Here is a 19,635-nt window from a genome sequence, read left to right as displayed (position 1 = left end):
ATGTAATAGCCCTTTTACTAATATTACTATTTATTTTTTTCGTTATATGCTTTCATAGCTTCTTGTAACTCTTTATTTGCTTCCTTCGGTGTCTTTGTTAATCCAAAAACTTCTTGTGATGTTGATTTATGAACTTCTGCAACTTCTGCTGGTAAATATTGATCATACCATAATTGAACTCCTGATGCATTTCCTACTGCATCAAAAATCTTTTGAGTTAATGGATCTTCAGGCTTAAAATCTTTGAATACCCCTATTCTACCTAAATTCTTACGATCTTGTACTGCTTGATCATCTAATAAACTTTGAATTACCTTAAATGCTCCTTCTTTATCTTTACAATTTTGTGATACTGAATATAAATTATCTCCAATAATACCTGCCATTATTGTTTGATCTGCTTTCGAATCTTCTATAGCTGGGAATGGGAAAAATCCAAGCTTATCTTTGAAATCTGGATTTTCACCTAAAACAGTAGACGTAAACCATGATCCCATTAACTCCATAGCTGCTTCCCCTTTATATAATAATTGTCTCGCTTGTCCGCTATCATCATCCATCCCATTAAATCCATCATTGAAGTATCCTTTTTGCACCCATTCTTGTATCTTATCTCCAGTATACTCAAATGAATCGTTTTCAAATGATCCCTTCCCTGAAACTGCATCAGCAAATGGCTCTAATCCACCATGCCTAGCTACTAAATACATGTAATACATAGATCCAGTCCATTTAGTTGCATTAGCTAATGCAAAAGGAGCTACCCCATTTTCTTTTAACTTGCCACAGATAACTTCTAATTCACTTAATGTCTTAGGCTCCTGTAATCCATACTTTTCAAAAATTTCTTTATTATAATAGAAACCTGCAACAGATACTCCCTCAACTGGTACTGCATATATCTTTCCATTAACTGAGCATTGTTCTATTGCTGCATTAAGAAATTTATCCTTATAATCATCTTTATTCATATATTCTGTTAAATCAGCTACCAAGTTAGAGTCTACATAATCTATTAATGTGGCTCCTCCCCAGTTAATAAATATGTCTGGAATTTGATTTGAACTCATAGCCATAGCTAATTTTTGTTTATACGAATCATTGCTCATATCAACTATTTCTACTTCATATTGAGGATTTTCCTTCGTAAATCTATCTACAGCACGATGTATAACATTTTTAGCTTCTGCTGTTTGAATTTGCCATAATGTCAGTTTTGTTTTTTCTGTTTTTCCATTATCTTTTGCTGAATCACCTGAACTATTACATCCAATCATCAAAGTTGAAACAATAAATAGAGTTGCTACAGCAGATACCATTTTCTTTAATTTTTTATTCATTCATCAATACCCCCATAAATTTTTATTATTTATTTTACACTCCTATATTATCATTAGAAATTTCAAATAAAAATTTAAATATTTATCTTTTATATATAAATTTATATGTTCTTGTAAACATTTAACAATAATATTTACTATAATTTATATTGAGAGGTATTTATAAGATAGATTTTCTATATAATCTAAATTTGTGCTAAGCCTTATTCTTTTTCCTATACTGTAATGGAGTCTTTCCTTTCAATTGTACAAATTTATTTATAAAATAATCTGTATTGTTATATCCTACTTGCTCTGCAATTTTATATATCTTCTCATCACTATTTATTAGTAACTCTTCTGCTACATCAACTCTATATGAATTTAAATAATCCTTAAATGACATGTTATATTGCTTTTTAAATACTTGTCCTAAATATGCACTGTTAATATAATATTTTTCGCCTAATGATTTTAAGCTTAACTTTTCCATATAATGCTCTGATATTTCCTTATTTATATGATTTAATATTCCTTGAGAATTACTTTGTCTAAGTTGAACTAAATAATTCGAAAATTCTAATGAAAACTTCTTTAAGTGCTTAGCACTTCCCCTACTCATATTTTCCTTAAATACTCCTAGACTTATATATTGAACTATCTTTTCTTGATCAACATTTTCATCAATGTTTTTTGCTATATTAATAAGGTTAAATAATAAATAATTAATATTAATTGTTATCATCTCTAAGTCTATAAAATGATTTTTAAAACTATTGTAAAACTTATCTATGCACCTCATAATCTCTTCTGTATCATTTTCTTCAATTGCTTTAATTAAATCATCCATGTATCTTTTTTCAATAGTATACGTTTTCGGATTATTCATTACGTCATCATAATATAATATTTTATTATCTATTGAAAAATTAGATAACATTTTTGCTATAATAGATGATTTATATGATATTTCAAGTTCTTCAATATTTCTAACCTTTTGTCCTATATAAATGAAAAAATCGTACTTATACCCTTCTTTTATATAATTTATAAACTCTGATATATATTCTTTCTCAGTAATACATTTTTCTCTTGATAATCTATTTTCATAAATTAATCCAATATCATAACAATCCTTTTCATTCGTTACATCAAATATAACATTATACCAATCTTTACCTAACCACTCTTTAATTTTTTTATATAAGTTGTGTTGTCCAAGTCTCTTTTCTTCATGTGAAATATTTAAATACTTACCATAATTATAGTTAACTTCTATATTTATATATCTAATCTCACTTCTAGGATTAAATCTTTTCTTTATATAATTTAAACTATTCTTATCATATCTTCCTGCAATTAACTCACTTATATATTTATCATAAATAAGCTTTTCATTATTTTCTTTTTCTTCTTTTTCAAGAAGTATCCTAACATATCTTTCCCTTATCTTCCCTAAAGAATTTATAAGCTCGTCTCTTTGTATTGGCTTTAAAATATAATCCTCTACATTATATTTTATTGCTTTTCTAGCATATTCAAACTCGCAAAATCCACTTAAAACTATAAAATTTATTTCTCTTTTTATATTTTTAGAGACATACTCTATAAGTTCAAGTCCGTCCATTTTAGGCATCTTTATATCTGTAATTACCAAATCTATTTCTTTTTCTTTTATTTTTTCTATAGCATTTAATCCATTTTCAGATTCATCTACAACTTCATATCCATATTTTGACCAATCAATTAAAACCCGTAGCCCCTGCCTTATAAATGGTTCATCATCTACTATTAAAGTTTTAATCATAAATTTTCTCTCCTCTTCAAAATTCCTCCATAGATATCTTTATTGTAATATCTGTTCCTTCTTGCTCTGCACTCTCTATCTCAAAATACATGTTATTATTAAAGTACATTTTCATTCTCATATATGCATTAAAAATACCTATACTCTTTTCTTCACTTATTGAATCAAATTTAAATTCTTCTATACGTTTTCTTATTCTTTGTAATAAATCTTCAGACATTCCCTCGCCAGTATCAGAAATTTCCATGTATAGATATTTCTCGTCTTTAAAAATAGAAACACTAACACCTGCATTATAAGATATTCTCTCTATTCCATGAACACATGAATTCTCAACAAATGTTAATAATGATAACTTTGGTATTTTATACTTCTTACAATCCTCCATAATATAGCAATTATAGGATAACTTTTCTCCAAATCTATATCTTTGAATGTCAATATAGTTATTAACAAACATCATTTCTTCTTCAATTGTAATATTATCATTACCCCAATTTATCGTTCTTCTAAGAAGCATAGAAAGCTTCTCAATTATCTCTGCAGTTTCATCTTCCTTTTTTATAAGGCTTCTCATTCTTATCGTTTCTAAAGTATTAAACATAAAATGAGGATTAATTTGACTTTGCAATGCATTAAGTTCAGCTTGCTTTTTAGCTAATTGTAGGATTTTTTTCTCTGCATCTTCTTTAAAAACTACTTCAATTAACTCCTTAATTTTCAAAACCATTAAGTTATAACTTTTTATTAAGCTTCCAATTTCATCGTTTCCTTCAACACTATCTATTACGTAAAACTCTTCATTTTTCACTTTACCTAAATAAGTATTTATCAATTTAACTCTATTTCCTAATGATTTTGATATTAAACTGATTATTATAGTTGGCAATACTAAATTAAATATAATTAAGCTAATAAATAATTTTCCCGAATCTTTTAAGTTTATGAATATAGATTCATCTTCTTCAGTAAAAATTATTTTCCAATCATTTTTTGATTCATTTAATTTTAATTTTTCATGTACTAAAATATTATTTGTATTTATTATATCCATTTTTTTAAAATCTTCTTTTGGAGAATATATTCCTTTATTAGATAATAGTATTAAATCATTATTTACTATATATAAACCTTCATTCATTTGCTCGTTTAATATATTACCTAGTAAAGCATCATAATTTATATCTATTTTTACTATTTTTTCTCTTCCATCTTTGAAATAGTCCAACTTTCTTACAACACTTATATTTCTACAAGGAATATTATCTGCAAATAATTTTCTATCTGCATCATATTCAACTGTAATAGTTGTACTTTCATTATTATTTCTATACTGTTTGTACCATTCTTTATTTTTTACTTCTGATGTCAGTTTAAAAATATTTGCACTATTAATTATGCTATCGTTTTCAACATAAATATTAATTCTATATATATGTTGAGGATTATAATAATCCTTTATTGCTGTATTTCTTAAAAGATCAAAATATTTATCATAGTAATCGACTGGTAACTTATATTCAGTTGATATTATAGTATTTAAATCTTCATCCGAATTTATATGATTACTAAGCATCATACATTCTGCTATAACACCATTTAAATTATAAGTTACTCTATCGATTACATGATCAATATTAATTTTCTGCTCCTTTTCCTCATTATTTCTAACTGTATATAACATTAAACTATTAGTAATAATAACAGGAATTAATACACAAAAAATAAATATAATTAATAATTTAGATTTGATACTACAGTTATTTAATAAATATTTTATTTTCATCTCTTTAACCTTTATCCTTATACCATAAGTCAATTATTTTCAGTAATATTCTAAGCATAAAAACAAATTAAAAGTTCTCTTCAGTAGTAAATGGTGAAGCTGGTAACCCTTCCTTGTTATAAAGATTTATATCTTTAGGCCCATTTTCCCATGCATATCTTACATCTTTAGGATCATACACCGCTTTACTCCAAACCTCTATATAATCTCCTTTTATCTCAGCATTTGCTTTGTAATATCTTTTATCTTCTCCACATATCTCGAAATTCTTCAAATCACCCCTTAAATTTAATAACTGACTTCCATCATTATTAAAGTATATATTTATTTTACTTCCATTTGACTTTTTTTCCTTATATAAAGGGCCATTACATACTATATCTTCCTCATATAATTTATTAATTGCTAATAATGCTAATCTTCTAGCTACTTCTTTTTTATTAAATGGATGTAGCTCATTATTTTCTCCAATATCTATTGAAACAGCCATTCCAGTATTTTTTATTTTTAGCGATCTTCTTTGTGCTTCCCTCAACTTTGCCCAATCATCATGCTTTCCAACATCAGATGGCTCAGAATAATTTGCAAGTTGAACATATAAAAATGGGAAATCACCTATATTCCAATTATTTCTCCATTCTTTTACTAGTATTTCAAATAACTCTTCATAATCATCTGGATACCCTGTATTCGACTCTCCTTGGTACCATATTGCACCAGCTATAGCATAATTCTTTAAAGGATAAATAACTGAATTATATAACCCTGTAGGCATATATTCGAAATGAGTTCTATCAGAAATACTATTCATTTCACATCCTATTTTATATTTCCATCCACCAGATAAGTCAATTTCTTCATTATCAAACACTAATTTATAAGGTTTATCTGTTATAAAACCGCCTATAGCTGTATTGCTTATAACTCTTATGGATATAACATTTTTTCCTTCTTTAAGTACTTCATTATTTATTAAATATTTTCTTGGAGGATATCTGTACTCTGTTCTACCAACTAATACTCCATTTACATATGCTTGATCACTATCTATGATAGTTCCTAGATATAGTTTAGCATCATAATTGCTTAAATGCTTAGGTAAAAAGAATTCTTTTCTAAACCAAACTGCTCCATTTACTTTATCTAAAGAAGTATCTCTCCACATACCCGGAATAACAAACTCTTCCCATAATGAATCATCTATGTCTTTTGAATACCATTTATTTATTAATCCATTATCATTTAAATCTAAATCCTTATACCACTTATTAATTCTATCATCATCATCTTTTTGTTTACTTAATACATATTGTTTATTTTTGCAATTTGAAATTATCTCGTCAAATCTATTTAAATTTTTTAAGCTTTCTTCACTAATCCAAGATTCTATTGGTGTTCCACCAATTGCTGTTGCAATTAGACCTATAGGTACTTTGTATCTTTCATATAATTCTTTTGCAAAAAAATACCCAACAGCACTAAACTCTAGTGCTGTTTCTTGGTTCAAAGTTTTCCAAAAACCATATTCTAAATTCTCTTGTGGTCCTTCAAAATTATAATTTTTGCTTGCAAAGAATTGTCTTATATTGCTATTTGAATATTCCAAAACTTCATCTTCGTATAGTTCTAATATTCTTTCTATTTGCAATTCCATATTAGATTGTCCACTACATACCCAGACATCTCCAATTAAAATATCTTTAATTATTAATTCTTCATTTCCTCTTATCGTCATATTATAAGGTCCGCCAGCCTCCAAATGCCTTAATAAAACTGACCAATTTCCTTCATTATCTGAAATTGTTTCATATATTTCATTTAAAAACTCTATTTCTACTTTTATATTATTATCTGCTTTCCCACAAACTTTAGTTTTATCTCCACGTTGAAGAACCATTCCATCGCTTAATATGCTAGATAATCTAATACCATTCATATCTTTATATCCTTTCATAATTAAATATTATTATATTCAAACCATAAAAAATCAGCGTAGTTTTTACTTTTAACACCATTACTTGTAGCAAACATACCTATAGTACAGCCAACGAACCCACCTGCTACTTCTGTACTTAAATATCTAATATCAAAACCTTCTTCTAATAAATAATATTTAATGCCATCGTTGCTATAATAAAAATCTAATTTTAGGTCTCTACCAATGATTTTAAGAAACACATTCTCACTGTCTAAAAAAACTTGCTTAACTACTTCTTCTTTCCCATCTTTAAGTGCAATGATTCTAAGTACTTTATCTTTATTTACTATAGAATACTCAAATCTCAAATTATAATTATTACTTTGAATTATTGCTAACCCTGCACTTTCATGTTCATTTTTAGGTTCAAATTCAATCATCGTTGATGCTAAGAACTTATATTCTTCTTGCCTTAATCCTATATAAGCAGGATTTCCTAAGTCATTTAGATTTTCTTCTTTTAAATACAGTCTTAATGCACCTTTTCGTTCTGTTAAGGAATATAAATTATTGCTTGGATTTCTTAAAAATAAAAATCTATGGTCTAACCTATCTCCATAAAAATGATAACACTTTTCTTTATCTTCTATTTTAAATTCATTTGTTGGAATTTCTTGCTCTAATTGTAGTATACCTTTTCCTTTATTAATAATTGGCCATCCATCTTCCCAATCTACTTTAGCCAAAAATGTTTCTCTTCCCAAATTACAGTGCCCATCAACTTGTCGACTAGCAAGCATTACAATAAACCATTCATCATCTTTTGTTCTTACTAAATCCCCATGTCCAACATGTTTAATAGGATAGTCTTTTCCTAAATGTCTATGAGTAATTATTGGATTTCTAGGGTTATTTTCATATTCTCCATAGATAAATTTACTTCTTGCAATAGTAATACAATGATCTGGACCTGTTCCACCTTCTGCTATCATTAAATAATAATATCCATCTTTTTTATATAAGTGCGGTCCTTCAGGCCAAATAACATTTTTCATTGCCCCATTCCACACATCGTGGCTTTCTCCAACTAACTTCATATTTATTAAATCTATTTCTTGAATCCATATATACCAATCGCCATTGTATTTTACACCTTTTCTATTAGGTCTAGTTCCAATATAATAGGCTCTTCCATCTTCATCAAAAAATAAACTCGGATCGATCCCCTCTGCACCCTCGATTATATATGGATCTGACCATGGACCACTTGGATTTTGAGAAGTTACAATAAAATTTCCTCCACGAGTAACATTAGTTGTTATTAAATAATATGTTCCATTATTGTAACGTATAGTAGGAGCATAAATACCTTGTGAATGCTCTATATCATTTAAGTTTACTTGAGAATTTCTATCAAGAACATTACCTATTTGATTCCAATTGACTAAATCCTTGCTATGAAAAATTGGAACTCCAGGGAAATAAGCAAAAGTAGAATTAACAAGATAAAAATCCTCTTCAACTACGCATATTGATGGATCTGGATAAAATCCTTTTAGTATTGGATTTTTCATTAATGTGCTCATTTCATAACCTCACTTTTATTTATCACCAAATTTTATAATTTCCACTTAAAGCTAAAAAGGCAAATAAATATAGACAATTATCATAATATCTTCTTTCTCCCTTTCTTAATGGAGTATTCCAGAACTTATCTACACATTCTTTTTTATATTTACCTTTACTTGCTAAAGATGCCATTGCATTTGTTGCAATAATAGCAACTGGATGAAGCGCTTTTTCATTTATGATTGTTCCATCTATTTCATATATTAAGTCTTCTTTTCCTTTTACTGTTTCACAAAAAAATCTTTGAATATTATCAGCACAATCACTTTCCCACTCTGATGCTTTAAACCATTCATAATCTAGCCCTAAATTAGCAGCAACCCTATATGCATCACTATAATATCTTTCTCTATTATCTCTTCTAAATGGATCACCATTATAATGAGCATATTCTGGTGCTAAACCAGTAACAGGATGACATGCTTTTTTCAAATACTCTCTACTATTCTTTGCAGCTTCCTGCCAAAACTCTTTATCTTCTTCATAACACCAAAGGGAAAATAATTCATAAAAATGAGGTAAGTGATATGATGGATCAGTAAAATTACACCCTGGAACGAATTTTATTAATTTATTATTTGGCTCCCACATAGGATACCCATCATTATTTTCACCTTTATGAATACATGTATACAATAAATCTTTTGCTTCTTTTGAGTAATTATATATTCCTTCGCCATCTCCCCATCTATGAGAAGCAAAAAATAATGCCATTGCAAAATATTCTTCTCCATCTGGAGCTGGTCCGTCTGAATACTTAACTCCTTCTGGGCTTACTGACCATGCAAAGTACCCTGCATTAATACCCTCTTCAAGATACATATATTTTTTAGAGAAATTCCATAATGAATTAAATTCATTTTTCATATCTCTTTGGACACACATCATCATTGCATAGGACATTCCTTCTGTTCTTGCATCATTATTTCCAGTATCAATAAAACAAGCTGTATTCTCATCTAAAATATGATAAAATTTTTCTTCTTCATCATAAAAAATTGTTTGATATATTTCATCTAATCTTCTTTCTATTTCATTTGAAGAGTAACCATATTCTAAAAATAAATTTGTATATTCATTTTTAATACTCATTATTCCTTAACACCTCCAATAGTTAAACCAGATACAAAGTATTTTTGTAAAAATGGATATAAACATACTATTGGAAAGGCTGTAACAATTGTTATTGCAGCACGAAGAGATTTTGGAGTTACTAAATTACCTGCATTTTTCACCATTTCAGCTGTTCCAGTTCCACCTTGTTGTGTTGATGATGATAAAAGTTTCATTAATTCATATTGCAAGGTTGTAAGTTTAGGGTTTCCGGAAGCATATAACATAGCATCAAACCAAGAATTCCATTGACCTACTGCTATAAATAAAGCTACTGTTGCAAGAACTGGTTTACATAATGGAAGTATTATTTGCATAAAAATTCTAAGTTCTCCAGCTCCATCAATTTTGGCTGATTCTATTAAACTCTCAGGTAATCCGTTTATATATGTTCTAATTACTATCATATTAAAAGCACTAACTAGTCCAGGTAAAATATAAACTAAAAAGTTATTTAATAAACCTAATTCTTTAATTAAAATATAATTTGGAATCATTCCTCCATTAACATACATAGTTAACACATAAATAAATGATATTTGCTTTTTAAATACAAAATCCTTTCTACTTAAAACATAAGCTAACATAGCTGTTAAAAATACTTGTACAACAGTTGCAATTACTGTTCTTGAAACTGAAATAAATGCTGCTTGCATTAAGTTATTATTTCTAAAGACAGTTTGATAATTTTTTAATGTAAACATTCTAGGCCATAGATATACACCGCCTCTTACTGAGTCTATTCCATCATTAAAAGATATGGCTAGAGTATTTAATATTGGATATAAAGTTACTACTACGAAAAAAATCATAAATATGAATAAAATTATATTGAAAATTATATCACTCTTGCTTTTCCTCTTTAAATTTATATTTAACATAAATCCTCCCCCTTAGAATAATCTTTCTTCGCCCATTGATTTTGCAAACTTATTAGCTAAGAATATTAAGACTATACTTATTACACTTTTAAATATACCAGCTGCTGTTGCCAAAGAATAATTTCCTAGGCTTATTCCATACTTTAGAACAAAAATATCTATAGTTTGTGATACTTCTTGTATTAAACCATTTCCTAATAAATATTGAACTTCAAATCCAGCATTTAATATATTTCCTATATTTATCAGTAATAATATAAAAATCGTAGGTTTTATTCCTGGTAAGGTTACATGTAGCATCTTTTGAAATCTTCCTGCTCCATCTATTTCTGCTGCTTCATATAAGTCAGGGTTTATAGAAGTTATGGCAGATAAGTAAATTATACTTCCCCAACCTACTTCCTTCCATACATTAGCTGCGCCTACTATTCCCCAGAAATACTTAGTTTCTGCAAAGAAATTAATAGGTTTTTCTAATACATTAAACCAAACTAATAATTGATTAATTATTCCTGTTTCAGGTGATAAAACTTCAGCAACAATTCCTGTTACTATTATCCATGATAAGAAATGTGGTAAATATGATACTGTTTGCACAAATTTTTTGGCCAACATATTCTTCACTTCATTTAGTAGTAAAGCAAATCCTATGGAACAAACAAAACTTAACGTTAAGTTTATTAAGCTCATAGCTAAAGTATTTCTTATTACTTTTAAAAAAGTAGGGTCTGCAAATAAAAATTTAAATTGATCTAATCCAACCCATACTTGATTAAAAAGGCCTTTTGCAGGCTTAAAATTTTGAAATGCCATTACCCATCCGACAAGAGGAGCATAGCAAAAAATAAATACATATATTATAAATGGAATTGACATTAAAACTAGACTTTTCTGTTTCTTTATTGTATTCCATAAACTTTTGTTAGGTTTTTTTTCTACATTTAAAGTTGGTTTTTTAAGTTCTAATTGCATCCCAAAACTCTCCTTCTTAATTTTCTTAATTTCAAATAAGGGGGAAGCTTTTATACTTCCCCTATTTTTTATTTATTAAATAATTCTGCTCTTCTCTTAGCTTCTTTAGCTAATGCTTCTTCATAAGCTTTTACATCAGCTTGAGTTGTTAAAGTAGTTTGATATTCATTCCAAGTTGATTCAAAATCACTTGTTCCACTCATAACTACCTTTGGAAGCCATTGTTTCTTTATTTCATCCATTTTTTGCATTGCTATTCCAGCAGGTGTTTCCGCTGTTAAAGTACCTGCAAAGGAGTAAATTGGGAACCAAGGTTGATTCTTTTCAGCAGGTTCTGGCATAAAGTCTGTAAACTTTTTAAATCCATAAGCATCTAATATTTCTTTATCTACTGGTTTTAAAGAATCATAGAATTCTTTTGGTTGTTCGCTTGGTATTACTGAATTCTTTCCATCCTCTAATAATCCTTTAAATTGTGGCATATATGTGTACATGCATAAATTTTCATTAACCCAATCTTGATTTCTATTATTTTCTCTTTGTTCTTCTGTTCTGTAGAATAATCCGTCATCTCCAACCTTATAATCTACATCTTTTTCTCCCCAATATCTTAATATCATTACTTCATCACTTAGTAAATCATTAACTGCTTGTAAAGCACCTTCAACATCTTTACAGTTTACTGATATTCCAAGTCCACCACCAGCATTTATTGCTGATCTATTTCTGTAATTAGATGTTACGTTTGGATCTAAAGTTAATCCTAGAGGTACATAAGTTCTTTCGTCTAATCCTTGTTGTACTAATGATGCTTCAGCAGTTAGGAATTGCCATCCTTGATCTACCATTCCTAAAACTCTACCTGTTGAAAGTTTAGAAACATATTGGTCATAAGATGATGTAAATGTTTCTGGATCTATTATTCCTTTATTAAACATTTCATTAAGCTTTTCAAAATATTTTTTTGCTTCTGGTAAAGTATCATAACTCTTTACAGTTATTTTGTTTACATCTATAGATGTACCATCACCAGGTTTTGGATCTATAGCAGCTTTACCATCATTAGGATATCCTGCTAAGAATAGAGGTGGATTTTCTAAACAGAAATATCTCCAGTCGTCTGATAATATTTCAAATCCAATAGTAGGTTGTCCATTTATTTCTGGATTTGCTGCTTTATATTTTTCAATTAAATCAAAGTACTCATCAACAGTCTTAATTGTAGGATAATTAGCCCACTTTAGCACTGCTTTTTGAATCCAGAAGGCTTCATCATTGTGCTTAGTTTGCATATCCTTTCCTTTTATATTACCAAATTGAGGTATATAATAAATATGTCCATCTTCTTTTCTTACTTTATCCCAGTCACTTTCTGACCATAGATTCTTTATATTAGGATATTTATCTATATATTCATCTAGAGCTACTAAAGCACCTGCATCAACTAAAGCTTGTGTTCCATCTCCACCATCAATAAAATCTGGATACTCTCCACCAGCTATCATTACACCTATTCTTTCCTTTGCAGTTTGACCTGTAAGCCATGTTTCAGTAATTTTAGCTCCTATTTTCTCTGCTATAGCCTTTTTAAGCCTATTATCTGGAACTTCTTTACCTGCTGTTGCATAAAAAGCACTAAATTCTTTTATTCCATCCTTATTAACATTTGAATTTTCATCTGACCCTTTGCTAGAACATCCAGTAAAAATACTTAAAGCTACCATTGAAGTTAAAACCAAACTTAATAACTTTTTAGTTCTCATTATTCAAATCCCCTCACATTGTTTTCGTTTACATTGCGTGCACACAATTATTTTTAAGACTTAAATCTATTAATTAAATTTTATCATTTACCCTTTAAATAACAACCTTCCAAATTATAGTAAAAAATACCACAAATTATAGATTAATATATTTTTCTATTTTTATCATCACTTATTCCTGACATTCTATAAAAATAAGTATTAACTCTATCCCTCCATTCTCTAGCATTTTCTAATTGCTCATTAAACTTCAGTTTAAGATGTAAATATATATCTTCATTTATAAGTTCCTTTATTTCATCTAGTTTATCTATAAATTTTTCTACTAAATCATAACCTTCAAAATGTGAATCATATATATGCTGAATTACTGTTTTTCCACTTTTCAATAAATGAGTGTATTTAACATTATGGAAAAATAATAATAATTCATCTGGACATCTATTTATATCCTCATATATTTCTTTTAATGGTGATTTATATTGTTCTATATATCTTGTCCCATTTTTTATCGTTCTATCTATTCCTATACCATTACAATCTGCTCTATTATAGGTTCCCCATGGAGAATATTCATATCCATCAATATCAGGCCCATAATGATGCCCTGGTGAAACCATCCATCCAATTCCTAAAGGTGATGTATAATTCTCATAGCTTTTCCATGAATTTAATAGTATAAATTTAATATTCCTTAATACTATTTCATTATTTCCAAAAGTAAGATTAATCCATTCATTTACTATTTCTTCACTTGTTATTTTACTATTCCAGATTAATCTCCCATATCCATAAAGATTAGCTTGGGCTAAAAAATTTCCAGTCCAGTTTAAGTCATTACCAATATTAGATATAGCTGCCACACCTTTGATTCTTTCTTTAACACTTGAATCTCTATTGTTTGCATAAGTTTTAAAATCTAAAATTTCCTTCCACCATGGAACTAAAAAGCAAACATCTTTCTGTTGGCCTGTATATTCTTGAGTTATTTGAAGTTCCAATATTTTATTTGTATTATCCATTCCTCCAAATAAAGGTGAAATAGGCTCCCTTACTTGAAAATCCATAGGCCCATTTTTAATTTGTAAATATACATTATCTAAAAATTCTCCATCAAGTGGACCAAAACATTCAAAAGCTGCTTTAGCTCTATCTGTTGAATAATCACGCCAATCTTGCTTGCAGTTGTATACAAAACACCTCCAAATCAATATTCCTCCATATGACTTTAAAGGTTTTGCCAACATATTTGCACCATCAGCATGATTTCTTCCATAAGTAAAGGGTCCTGCTCTTCCTTCTGAATCAGCTTTCACCATAAACCCACCCAAGTTAGGTATATTGTCATAAACAAGTTTAACTCTTTCTTCCCACCATTTAATAACTTCCGTATCTAATGGATCTGAAGTATCTAATGCTTTCAAAGTTATAGGCGCAGCAAAATTAATACTAAGATATATTTTAATTCCCCATTTACTCATAATGTCACTAACTATTTTTATCATATCTATTTTATTATCAATAAAATAAGTTTCCTCTTTATGAACATTAGTATTATTTATAACTATTCCATTAACGCCTATAGATGCTAAAAGCCTAGCATAATCATTAATTCTATCTAAGTCGTCTGCAAGTTTATATTCATCATTAAATGCTTCTCTTATTAAATCACTACTAGCAGGTATACCTATAACCTTCATTATTTCCTTCATTTTATTTTTATTTCTTACGCTTTCATAAAATATAGAACTTCCAGCAAAGCCTCTTTCAACTGTTCCATCTATATTGTCCCATTGATTTATAAGCCTTAGTTCATTTTCTGGATTTTCTATTATAGGATCTTCAGTAAATTCCATGTTTTGTTCTAATAGTCTTAATAAATGAAATACTCCATATAAAATTCCACTTTCATCTGGTGATGAAACACTTATAAAGCTCTTATCTTCTAAAAAGTTTTGTTTAATTTCATAGCCATTTTTTCTTAATGTATTAATATTTTTAATTTCTAGTTTTATATACTTACTAGCTTGTATATCATTTTTATTTACATATAAACTTTGAGTTACCTTTTCATCATAAGCATGCTTTAATGCTTTTTCTAACTCTAATAAAGAATTTTTTATAATATCACTTGATTTGTAATCTACAAATATACATTTTAAATATTCCTTATAATTAGAATTTTTAATTTCTCTATGACTAAGCCAAGCTAAATACATATCATTATTTTTATCTATCATCTCAAATCCCCCTCATCAAAATATAATTGTTAAAATTGTATTTATATCAAAATATCCCCTTATAAACCAAAAAAATAAGCAAATAAATTTGCTTATTTAGTTTATACAATAAAATTTTATCATTTATAAATTTTCTTAACAACAATACATATTATAGAAAAAAATACTAATAATTTTAGTTTTAAGTAAAATTATTGGTATTTTTCATTTTATATTCTCATTTAATTTTATATTTCCTCGATATCAACTAACTTTGCTTTTTCTTCTTCCATTGTTATAGCAATCAATTTTCTTTTATATGAAAGCACTGCTAATATCATTATTCCAGATGAAATTAAAAATATAATTGGCACACTTATTTTATCAAAAAGGTATCCATACATCATATTACTTAATGGCATTGCAATCATACAGCCAGTTCCCATAACTGTCGATACCCTTCCCATAAAATCTAATGGAACAATATATTGAAAATTTGTATTTAAAAATGTATTTGCAAGTGCTATAAATAAACATATAGTAAAAGTTACTATTAACATTAATAAATATAAATATATTTTACTACCACTTATTGAAACTAAAGAATCAAAAGCTACAACAGCATATCCTGATAAAGCTATGGACGATATCATCAAACTGCTGTAAATGTTCTTTCCAACAGAATTCTTTTTAGAAAGCCATCCTACAAAAAAAGTTGCAACTATCATTCCTATTACTCCAATAGAATCTACTATCCCGTATTGAAAATCTGAAACTTTAAGGATACTTTTACTGATATAAATACTTCCTATAGTAAAAGCACCAAAAGAAAAATTTAAAATCATTGCTAAACTAATTATATTTATAATATCTTTTCTTTTTTTAATAAAGCCTATTCCTTCTTTAAATTCTCTAGTAAAGCTCTTTAAAGAAAGCTTACCTTTTTCCTTAATATTTTTAGGAATAACTAAAAAGATTTCTGAAATCGCTGAAATAAAAAATGAAATTGAATTTACTATAAAAACAGCCTCTAATCCAAAACCTCCATAAACTACTGCAGCAATAGCTGGTGATACTACATTTCCAATAGACATTAAAAGTGAGTTCAAAGCATTAGCTTCTACTAAATCTTCCTTTTTTGTTATGGTAGGAATTATTGTTTGAAGAGTTGGATTATCTATAGTAGAAATTAAAGAAAGTGTTATTACTAAAATATAAATATAACTTAATGGCATTTCCCCTGTAATAAAATACATGATAGCGAAAATTGTTACTACTGCTCCACTAACTAAATCTAAAATAATTAAAATTTTCTTTCTATCAAACCAATCAACTATTACTCCAGCAAATGGTGATAATATTAGCTCTGGAATTAAAGCAACAGAAAGTATAGATGCAAATTTAGATGCTGATCCCGTAGTGTTTAATACAAATAGTGATAATGCAAAACTTTGCATATATGACCCAATTAAAGATGTTATTTTTCCAAATATTAGAAGTGAAAAGTTTTTGTCTTTCAAAAGATTAATTTTCATTTTTCCCCCTTTTTATACTATAAAAATTCATAGTAGTATTGTTTCCCCAAATTTATTAGTTATTTTTATAGAACACTGGTATATTCAAAATATTATTTTAATATCTATACCAAATATATTTGCAAATAATAACTATAATACCATATTGCAGTAACATTATCTCGTTCGCAAACAACCTTTTCTAAATTTTAATACTTTTATATTCAAAAAGGTATAGAATACTTTTTCAATTCTATACCTTTCTACTATGTTTATAAATTCAATTAACTTAATGGCTTCGGTTTTTTATTTATAACTCTAAGTAATGTTAAAATAGCTCCAACTAAACAAATACATCCAATTCCAACAAATACAAATCTCATACCATATATAAAAGCATCTGCTCTTCCTTCTATGTACCCTGTAACTTTATATCCAATTTTACTACTCATTCTACTATATAAGAGGCTTGTTGAAAGAGCTATTCCAGTTGTTGTTCCTAAATTTCTTACTAATCCATTTATACTTCCAGCAATACCAAGCTTATTTTTGTCTACAGTTGACATTATCAATGAATTATTTGGTGATTGGAAAATTCCACTTCCAAAAGATAATAATCCTACAAATATTGCAACAACTATAAGTGATGTGAATTCTGTAAATATAGTTAAGCAAAATACACCTATTGTTAAAATACTTAATCCTAAAGCAGATATTTTTTCACTTCCAATTTTATCTGAAAGATGTCCACTTATAGGAGCTACAATAGCTAGTATTATTGGTGAAACTGTCATCATAAATCCTGCTGCACTTGGACTAAGCTTTAATACATCTTGATAATAAAATGGTAAAATTATATTTATTGCACCTATGGCTACAAAAGATGTAAATCCACAAAATATACTTAATGAAAATAACTTATTTTTAAATATACTTATATCTAACATAGGGCTTTGTATCTTTTGCTCTATCTTTATAAACATTAACAATAATATTAAAGAAAGTATAAGAACGCCTATAATCATAGGGTTAGTATATCCTAAACTTTGACCAAAGTTTATAGATGTAAATAATAATATTACTGCAAACATAAATAAAATAGTTCCTTTTATATCAAATGGAACTTTTTCTTTAACTTTTTCAAAGTTTAATACTTTTACTACACCAATATAAACTAAAATTCCTATAGGTATGTTTATTAAAAATATGTATTCCCAAGGTGCTACTGATACTATAAGTCCACCTAATGTTGGTCCTACCATAGTTCCTAAAGCTACTGCTGTTCCTGTCATTCCAAGAGCTCTTCCTCTTTCTGTAGGAGGAAATGTTTCTGTAATTATTCCTTGATTAGTTGCCATTGCTGCTGCTGCACCTATTGCTTGAATTATTCTAGATATAATAAGCATTATAAGGCTATTTGATAATCCACAAAGAAGTGAACCTAAAGTAAAAACTCCTATTCCAATTTTAAATACTTTACTTTTTCCAATTATATCTCCAAGTCTACCAAATAAAAGAATAGTTGCACATATTGTTATTAAATAACTTGTAACAACCCATTCAATACCAGCCATCGTTGTACCAAGATCTCTAGCCATTGTTGGTAGCGCTACATTTACAATACTACTATCAAGAGTAGTCATAAAAGTCATAGGTAATACTGTAAGAAGTATAGCCCACTCTTTTTTTATCTTCATATCGTTCATCTCCTAGTCTATCTATTACATTTAATCATTATATAATACTCCTATTTTTTTAAAATGAAAATCCATAAAAAAAAACGTAGGCTTAAACCTACGTTAATTCTCAAAAAATATCTTTAAAATCTTCATATTTTTATAAAAATTCTAATTAAATACAATTTTATTGTAATAAACCTTGAAATTCTCCTCTTTTTTTAAAATTTCTTGTGCTTCTATGTAAGGCTTCATTATTACTTCTTTACTTTCTTCTAAATAGAACTTAGCATAACCACCTTCACCATACTTTTCTACTAGATGTGAATAAACCCTTCTATATGTCTCTTCTTCATTCAAATCATTGTAATTCTTTCTTGAAAAGTTATAGCATCTTTCTATCATATCATATATATCTGTTGTTCTATCAGCATCTGAAACTATATATCCATATATACTTCTTGGCTTATGAGCATTTGATGCCCTATGATCTTCACATGCTTCCCCCATTAATATAAGTTCTTCTTTGGTAAACCATTTTTTTAGATTACTATCATTTATAAGCATATCCCTTGAATGTATTTGATGAGTTTTTCTATCTATACTCATTCCTAAATCATGATATATTGCAATAGTTAATACCATATTTTTATTTACTGGGAAATATTTTGACAATTTAATTGATGAATCTATTACAGTTGCTATATGATTTATACCATGTCCCTTATCAAAAGCTTTATAATTTTCTAAAATATCTTCTACTAGATATTTAAATAAATCCCTATCTATTTCATTATTTATTACTTCGTAACTTTCTTTGCTTATTCTTTCTTTTATTTCATTCAGATTTCTCATAAATACTTTAATAATAAATTTCAATATATATATGTTTCAATTAATTCTCTTCATCACTTTAGTGTTATATAATTAAAAGTTAATATTCTTATCTAAGTAAATTAGCAAAATTGAAAGCATATAATTATTTGAATTTTTATATAAGTTGGTAAAATAATTACTTTACTTAAATACCATCAATTA

The 19,635-nt window shown here is 27.8% G+C and carries 13 protein-coding genes; all 13 read right to left on the bottom strand.

Annotated features, from left to right (window positions below; translation table 11 throughout):
* Positions 1 to 26: 26 nt before the first annotated feature.
* Positions 27 to 1,340, bottom strand: coding sequence for an extracellular solute-binding protein (locus tag NSA50_RS06645; protein ID WP_257443941.1), 1,314 nt, complete (start codon positions 1,338 to 1,340; stop codon positions 27 to 29).
* A 196-nt stretch (positions 1,341 to 1,536) separates the two neighbouring features.
* Positions 1,537 to 3,126, bottom strand: a complete 1,590-nt coding sequence (locus tag NSA50_RS06640) for a response regulator transcription factor (protein ID WP_257443939.1) — start codon at positions 3,124 to 3,126, stop codon at positions 1,537 to 1,539.
* 16 nt (positions 3,127 to 3,142) lie between these two features.
* Positions 3,143 to 4,912 (bottom strand): sensor histidine kinase, encoded by a 1,770-nt coding sequence (locus NSA50_RS06635; RefSeq protein ID WP_257443937.1) that lies wholly within the window; start codon positions 4,910 to 4,912, stop codon positions 3,143 to 3,145.
* Between the two features lie 67 nt (positions 4,913 to 4,979).
* Positions 4,980 to 6,848 carry a sialate O-acetylesterase gene (locus NSA50_RS06630; protein WP_257443935.1) on the bottom strand — a complete coding sequence of 623 codons (1,869 nt, stop codon included), beginning with the start codon at positions 6,846 to 6,848 and terminating at the stop codon, positions 4,980 to 4,982.
* A 20-nt stretch (positions 6,849 to 6,868) separates the two neighbouring features.
* Entirely contained in the window at positions 6,869 to 8,416 is a 1,548-nt protein-coding gene (locus NSA50_RS06625; protein WP_257443933.1) for a glycoside hydrolase family 43 protein, read from the bottom strand.
* Between the two features lie 22 nt (positions 8,417 to 8,438).
* A complete protein-coding gene (locus tag NSA50_RS06620) occupies positions 8,439 to 9,551 on the bottom strand; it encodes a glycosyl hydrolase family 8 (protein ID WP_257443931.1) in 1,113 nt (370 codons plus the stop codon).
* Positions 9,551 to 10,453, bottom strand: coding sequence for a carbohydrate ABC transporter permease (locus NSA50_RS06615; RefSeq protein WP_195429517.1), 903 nt, complete (start codon positions 10,451 to 10,453; stop codon positions 9,551 to 9,553). The genes NSA50_RS06620 and NSA50_RS06615 overlap by 1 nt, the downstream gene beginning before the upstream one ends.
* Positions 10,454 to 10,465: 12 nt before the next feature.
* Complete coding sequence (locus tag NSA50_RS06610) at positions 10,466 to 11,425, bottom strand: ABC transporter permease (protein ID WP_257443929.1); 960 nt, start codon at positions 11,423 to 11,425, stop codon at positions 10,466 to 10,468.
* A gap of 68 nt (positions 11,426 to 11,493) precedes the next feature.
* The gene (locus NSA50_RS06605) at positions 11,494 to 13,188 is read right to left on the bottom strand and encodes a type 2 periplasmic-binding domain-containing protein (protein ID WP_257443927.1); all 1,695 of its coding nucleotides are present in this window, start codon (positions 13,186 to 13,188) and stop codon (positions 11,494 to 11,496) included.
* 143 nt (positions 13,189 to 13,331) lie between these two features.
* A complete protein-coding gene (locus tag NSA50_RS06600; RefSeq protein WP_257443924.1) occupies positions 13,332 to 15,428 on the bottom strand; it encodes an alpha-glucuronidase in 2,097 nt (698 codons plus the stop codon).
* Positions 15,429 to 15,655: 227 nt separating this feature from the next.
* The gene (locus NSA50_RS06595; protein WP_257443921.1) at positions 15,656 to 16,942 is read right to left on the bottom strand and encodes an MFS transporter; all 1,287 of its coding nucleotides are present in this window, start codon (positions 16,940 to 16,942) and stop codon (positions 15,656 to 15,658) included.
* A 263-nt stretch (positions 16,943 to 17,205) separates the two neighbouring features.
* On the bottom strand, positions 17,206 to 18,618 hold the full coding sequence (locus tag NSA50_RS06590) for an MFS transporter (protein WP_257443919.1): 1,413 nt from the start codon (positions 18,616 to 18,618) through the stop codon (positions 17,206 to 17,208).
* Between the two features lie 150 nt (positions 18,619 to 18,768).
* The gene (locus NSA50_RS06585; RefSeq protein ID WP_257443917.1) at positions 18,769 to 19,476 is read right to left on the bottom strand and encodes an HD domain-containing protein; all 708 of its coding nucleotides are present in this window, start codon (positions 19,474 to 19,476) and stop codon (positions 18,769 to 18,771) included.
* Positions 19,477 to 19,635 lie beyond the last annotated feature (159 nt).

Origin of the sequence: Clostridium mucosae, from assembly GCF_024622765.1 — a bacterium.
Classification (GTDB): Bacteria; Bacillota; Clostridia; order Clostridiales; family Clostridiaceae; genus Clostridium.
The sequence above is the reverse complement of the archived record's forward strand: the minus strand, read 5'-3'. Positions and strand labels throughout refer to the sequence as shown.

Coding starts and splice junctions, on each gene's coding strand:
- NSA50_RS06600 (WP_257443924.1), bottom strand. CDS start 15,428: ATGATAGATAAAAATAATGATATGTATTTAGCTTGGCTTAGTCATAGA.
- NSA50_RS06610 (WP_257443929.1), bottom strand. CDS start 11,425: ATGCAATTAGAACTTAAAAAACCAACTTTAAATGTAGAAAAAAAACCT.
- NSA50_RS06620 (WP_257443931.1), bottom strand. CDS start 9,551: ATGAGTATTAAAAATGAATATACAAATTTATTTTTAGAATATGGTTAC.
- NSA50_RS06615 (WP_195429517.1), bottom strand. CDS start 10,453: ATGTTAAATATAAATTTAAAGAGGAAAAGCAAGAGTGATATAATTTTC.
- NSA50_RS06605 (WP_257443927.1), bottom strand. CDS start 13,188: ATGAGAACTAAAAAGTTATTAAGTTTGGTTTTAACTTCAATGGTAGCT.
- NSA50_RS06635 (WP_257443937.1), bottom strand. CDS start 4,912: ATGAAAATAAAATATTTATTAAATAACTGTAGTATCAAATCTAAATTA.
- NSA50_RS06640 (WP_257443939.1), bottom strand. CDS start 3,126: ATGATTAAAACTTTAATAGTAGATGATGAACCATTTATAAGGCAGGGG.
- NSA50_RS06645 (WP_257443941.1), bottom strand. CDS start 1,340: ATGAATAAAAAATTAAAGAAAATGGTATCTGCTGTAGCAACTCTATTT.
- NSA50_RS06590 (WP_257443919.1), bottom strand. CDS start 18,618: ATGAAGATAAAAAAAGAGTGGGCTATACTTCTTACAGTATTACCTATG.
- NSA50_RS06630 (WP_257443935.1), bottom strand. CDS start 6,848: ATGAATGGTATTAGATTATCTAGCATATTAAGCGATGGAATGGTTCTT.
- NSA50_RS06595 (WP_257443921.1), bottom strand. CDS start 16,942: ATGAAAATTAATCTTTTGAAAGACAAAAACTTTTCACTTCTAATATTT.
- NSA50_RS06625 (WP_257443933.1), bottom strand. CDS start 8,416: ATGAGCACATTAATGAAAAATCCAATACTAAAAGGATTTTATCCAGAT.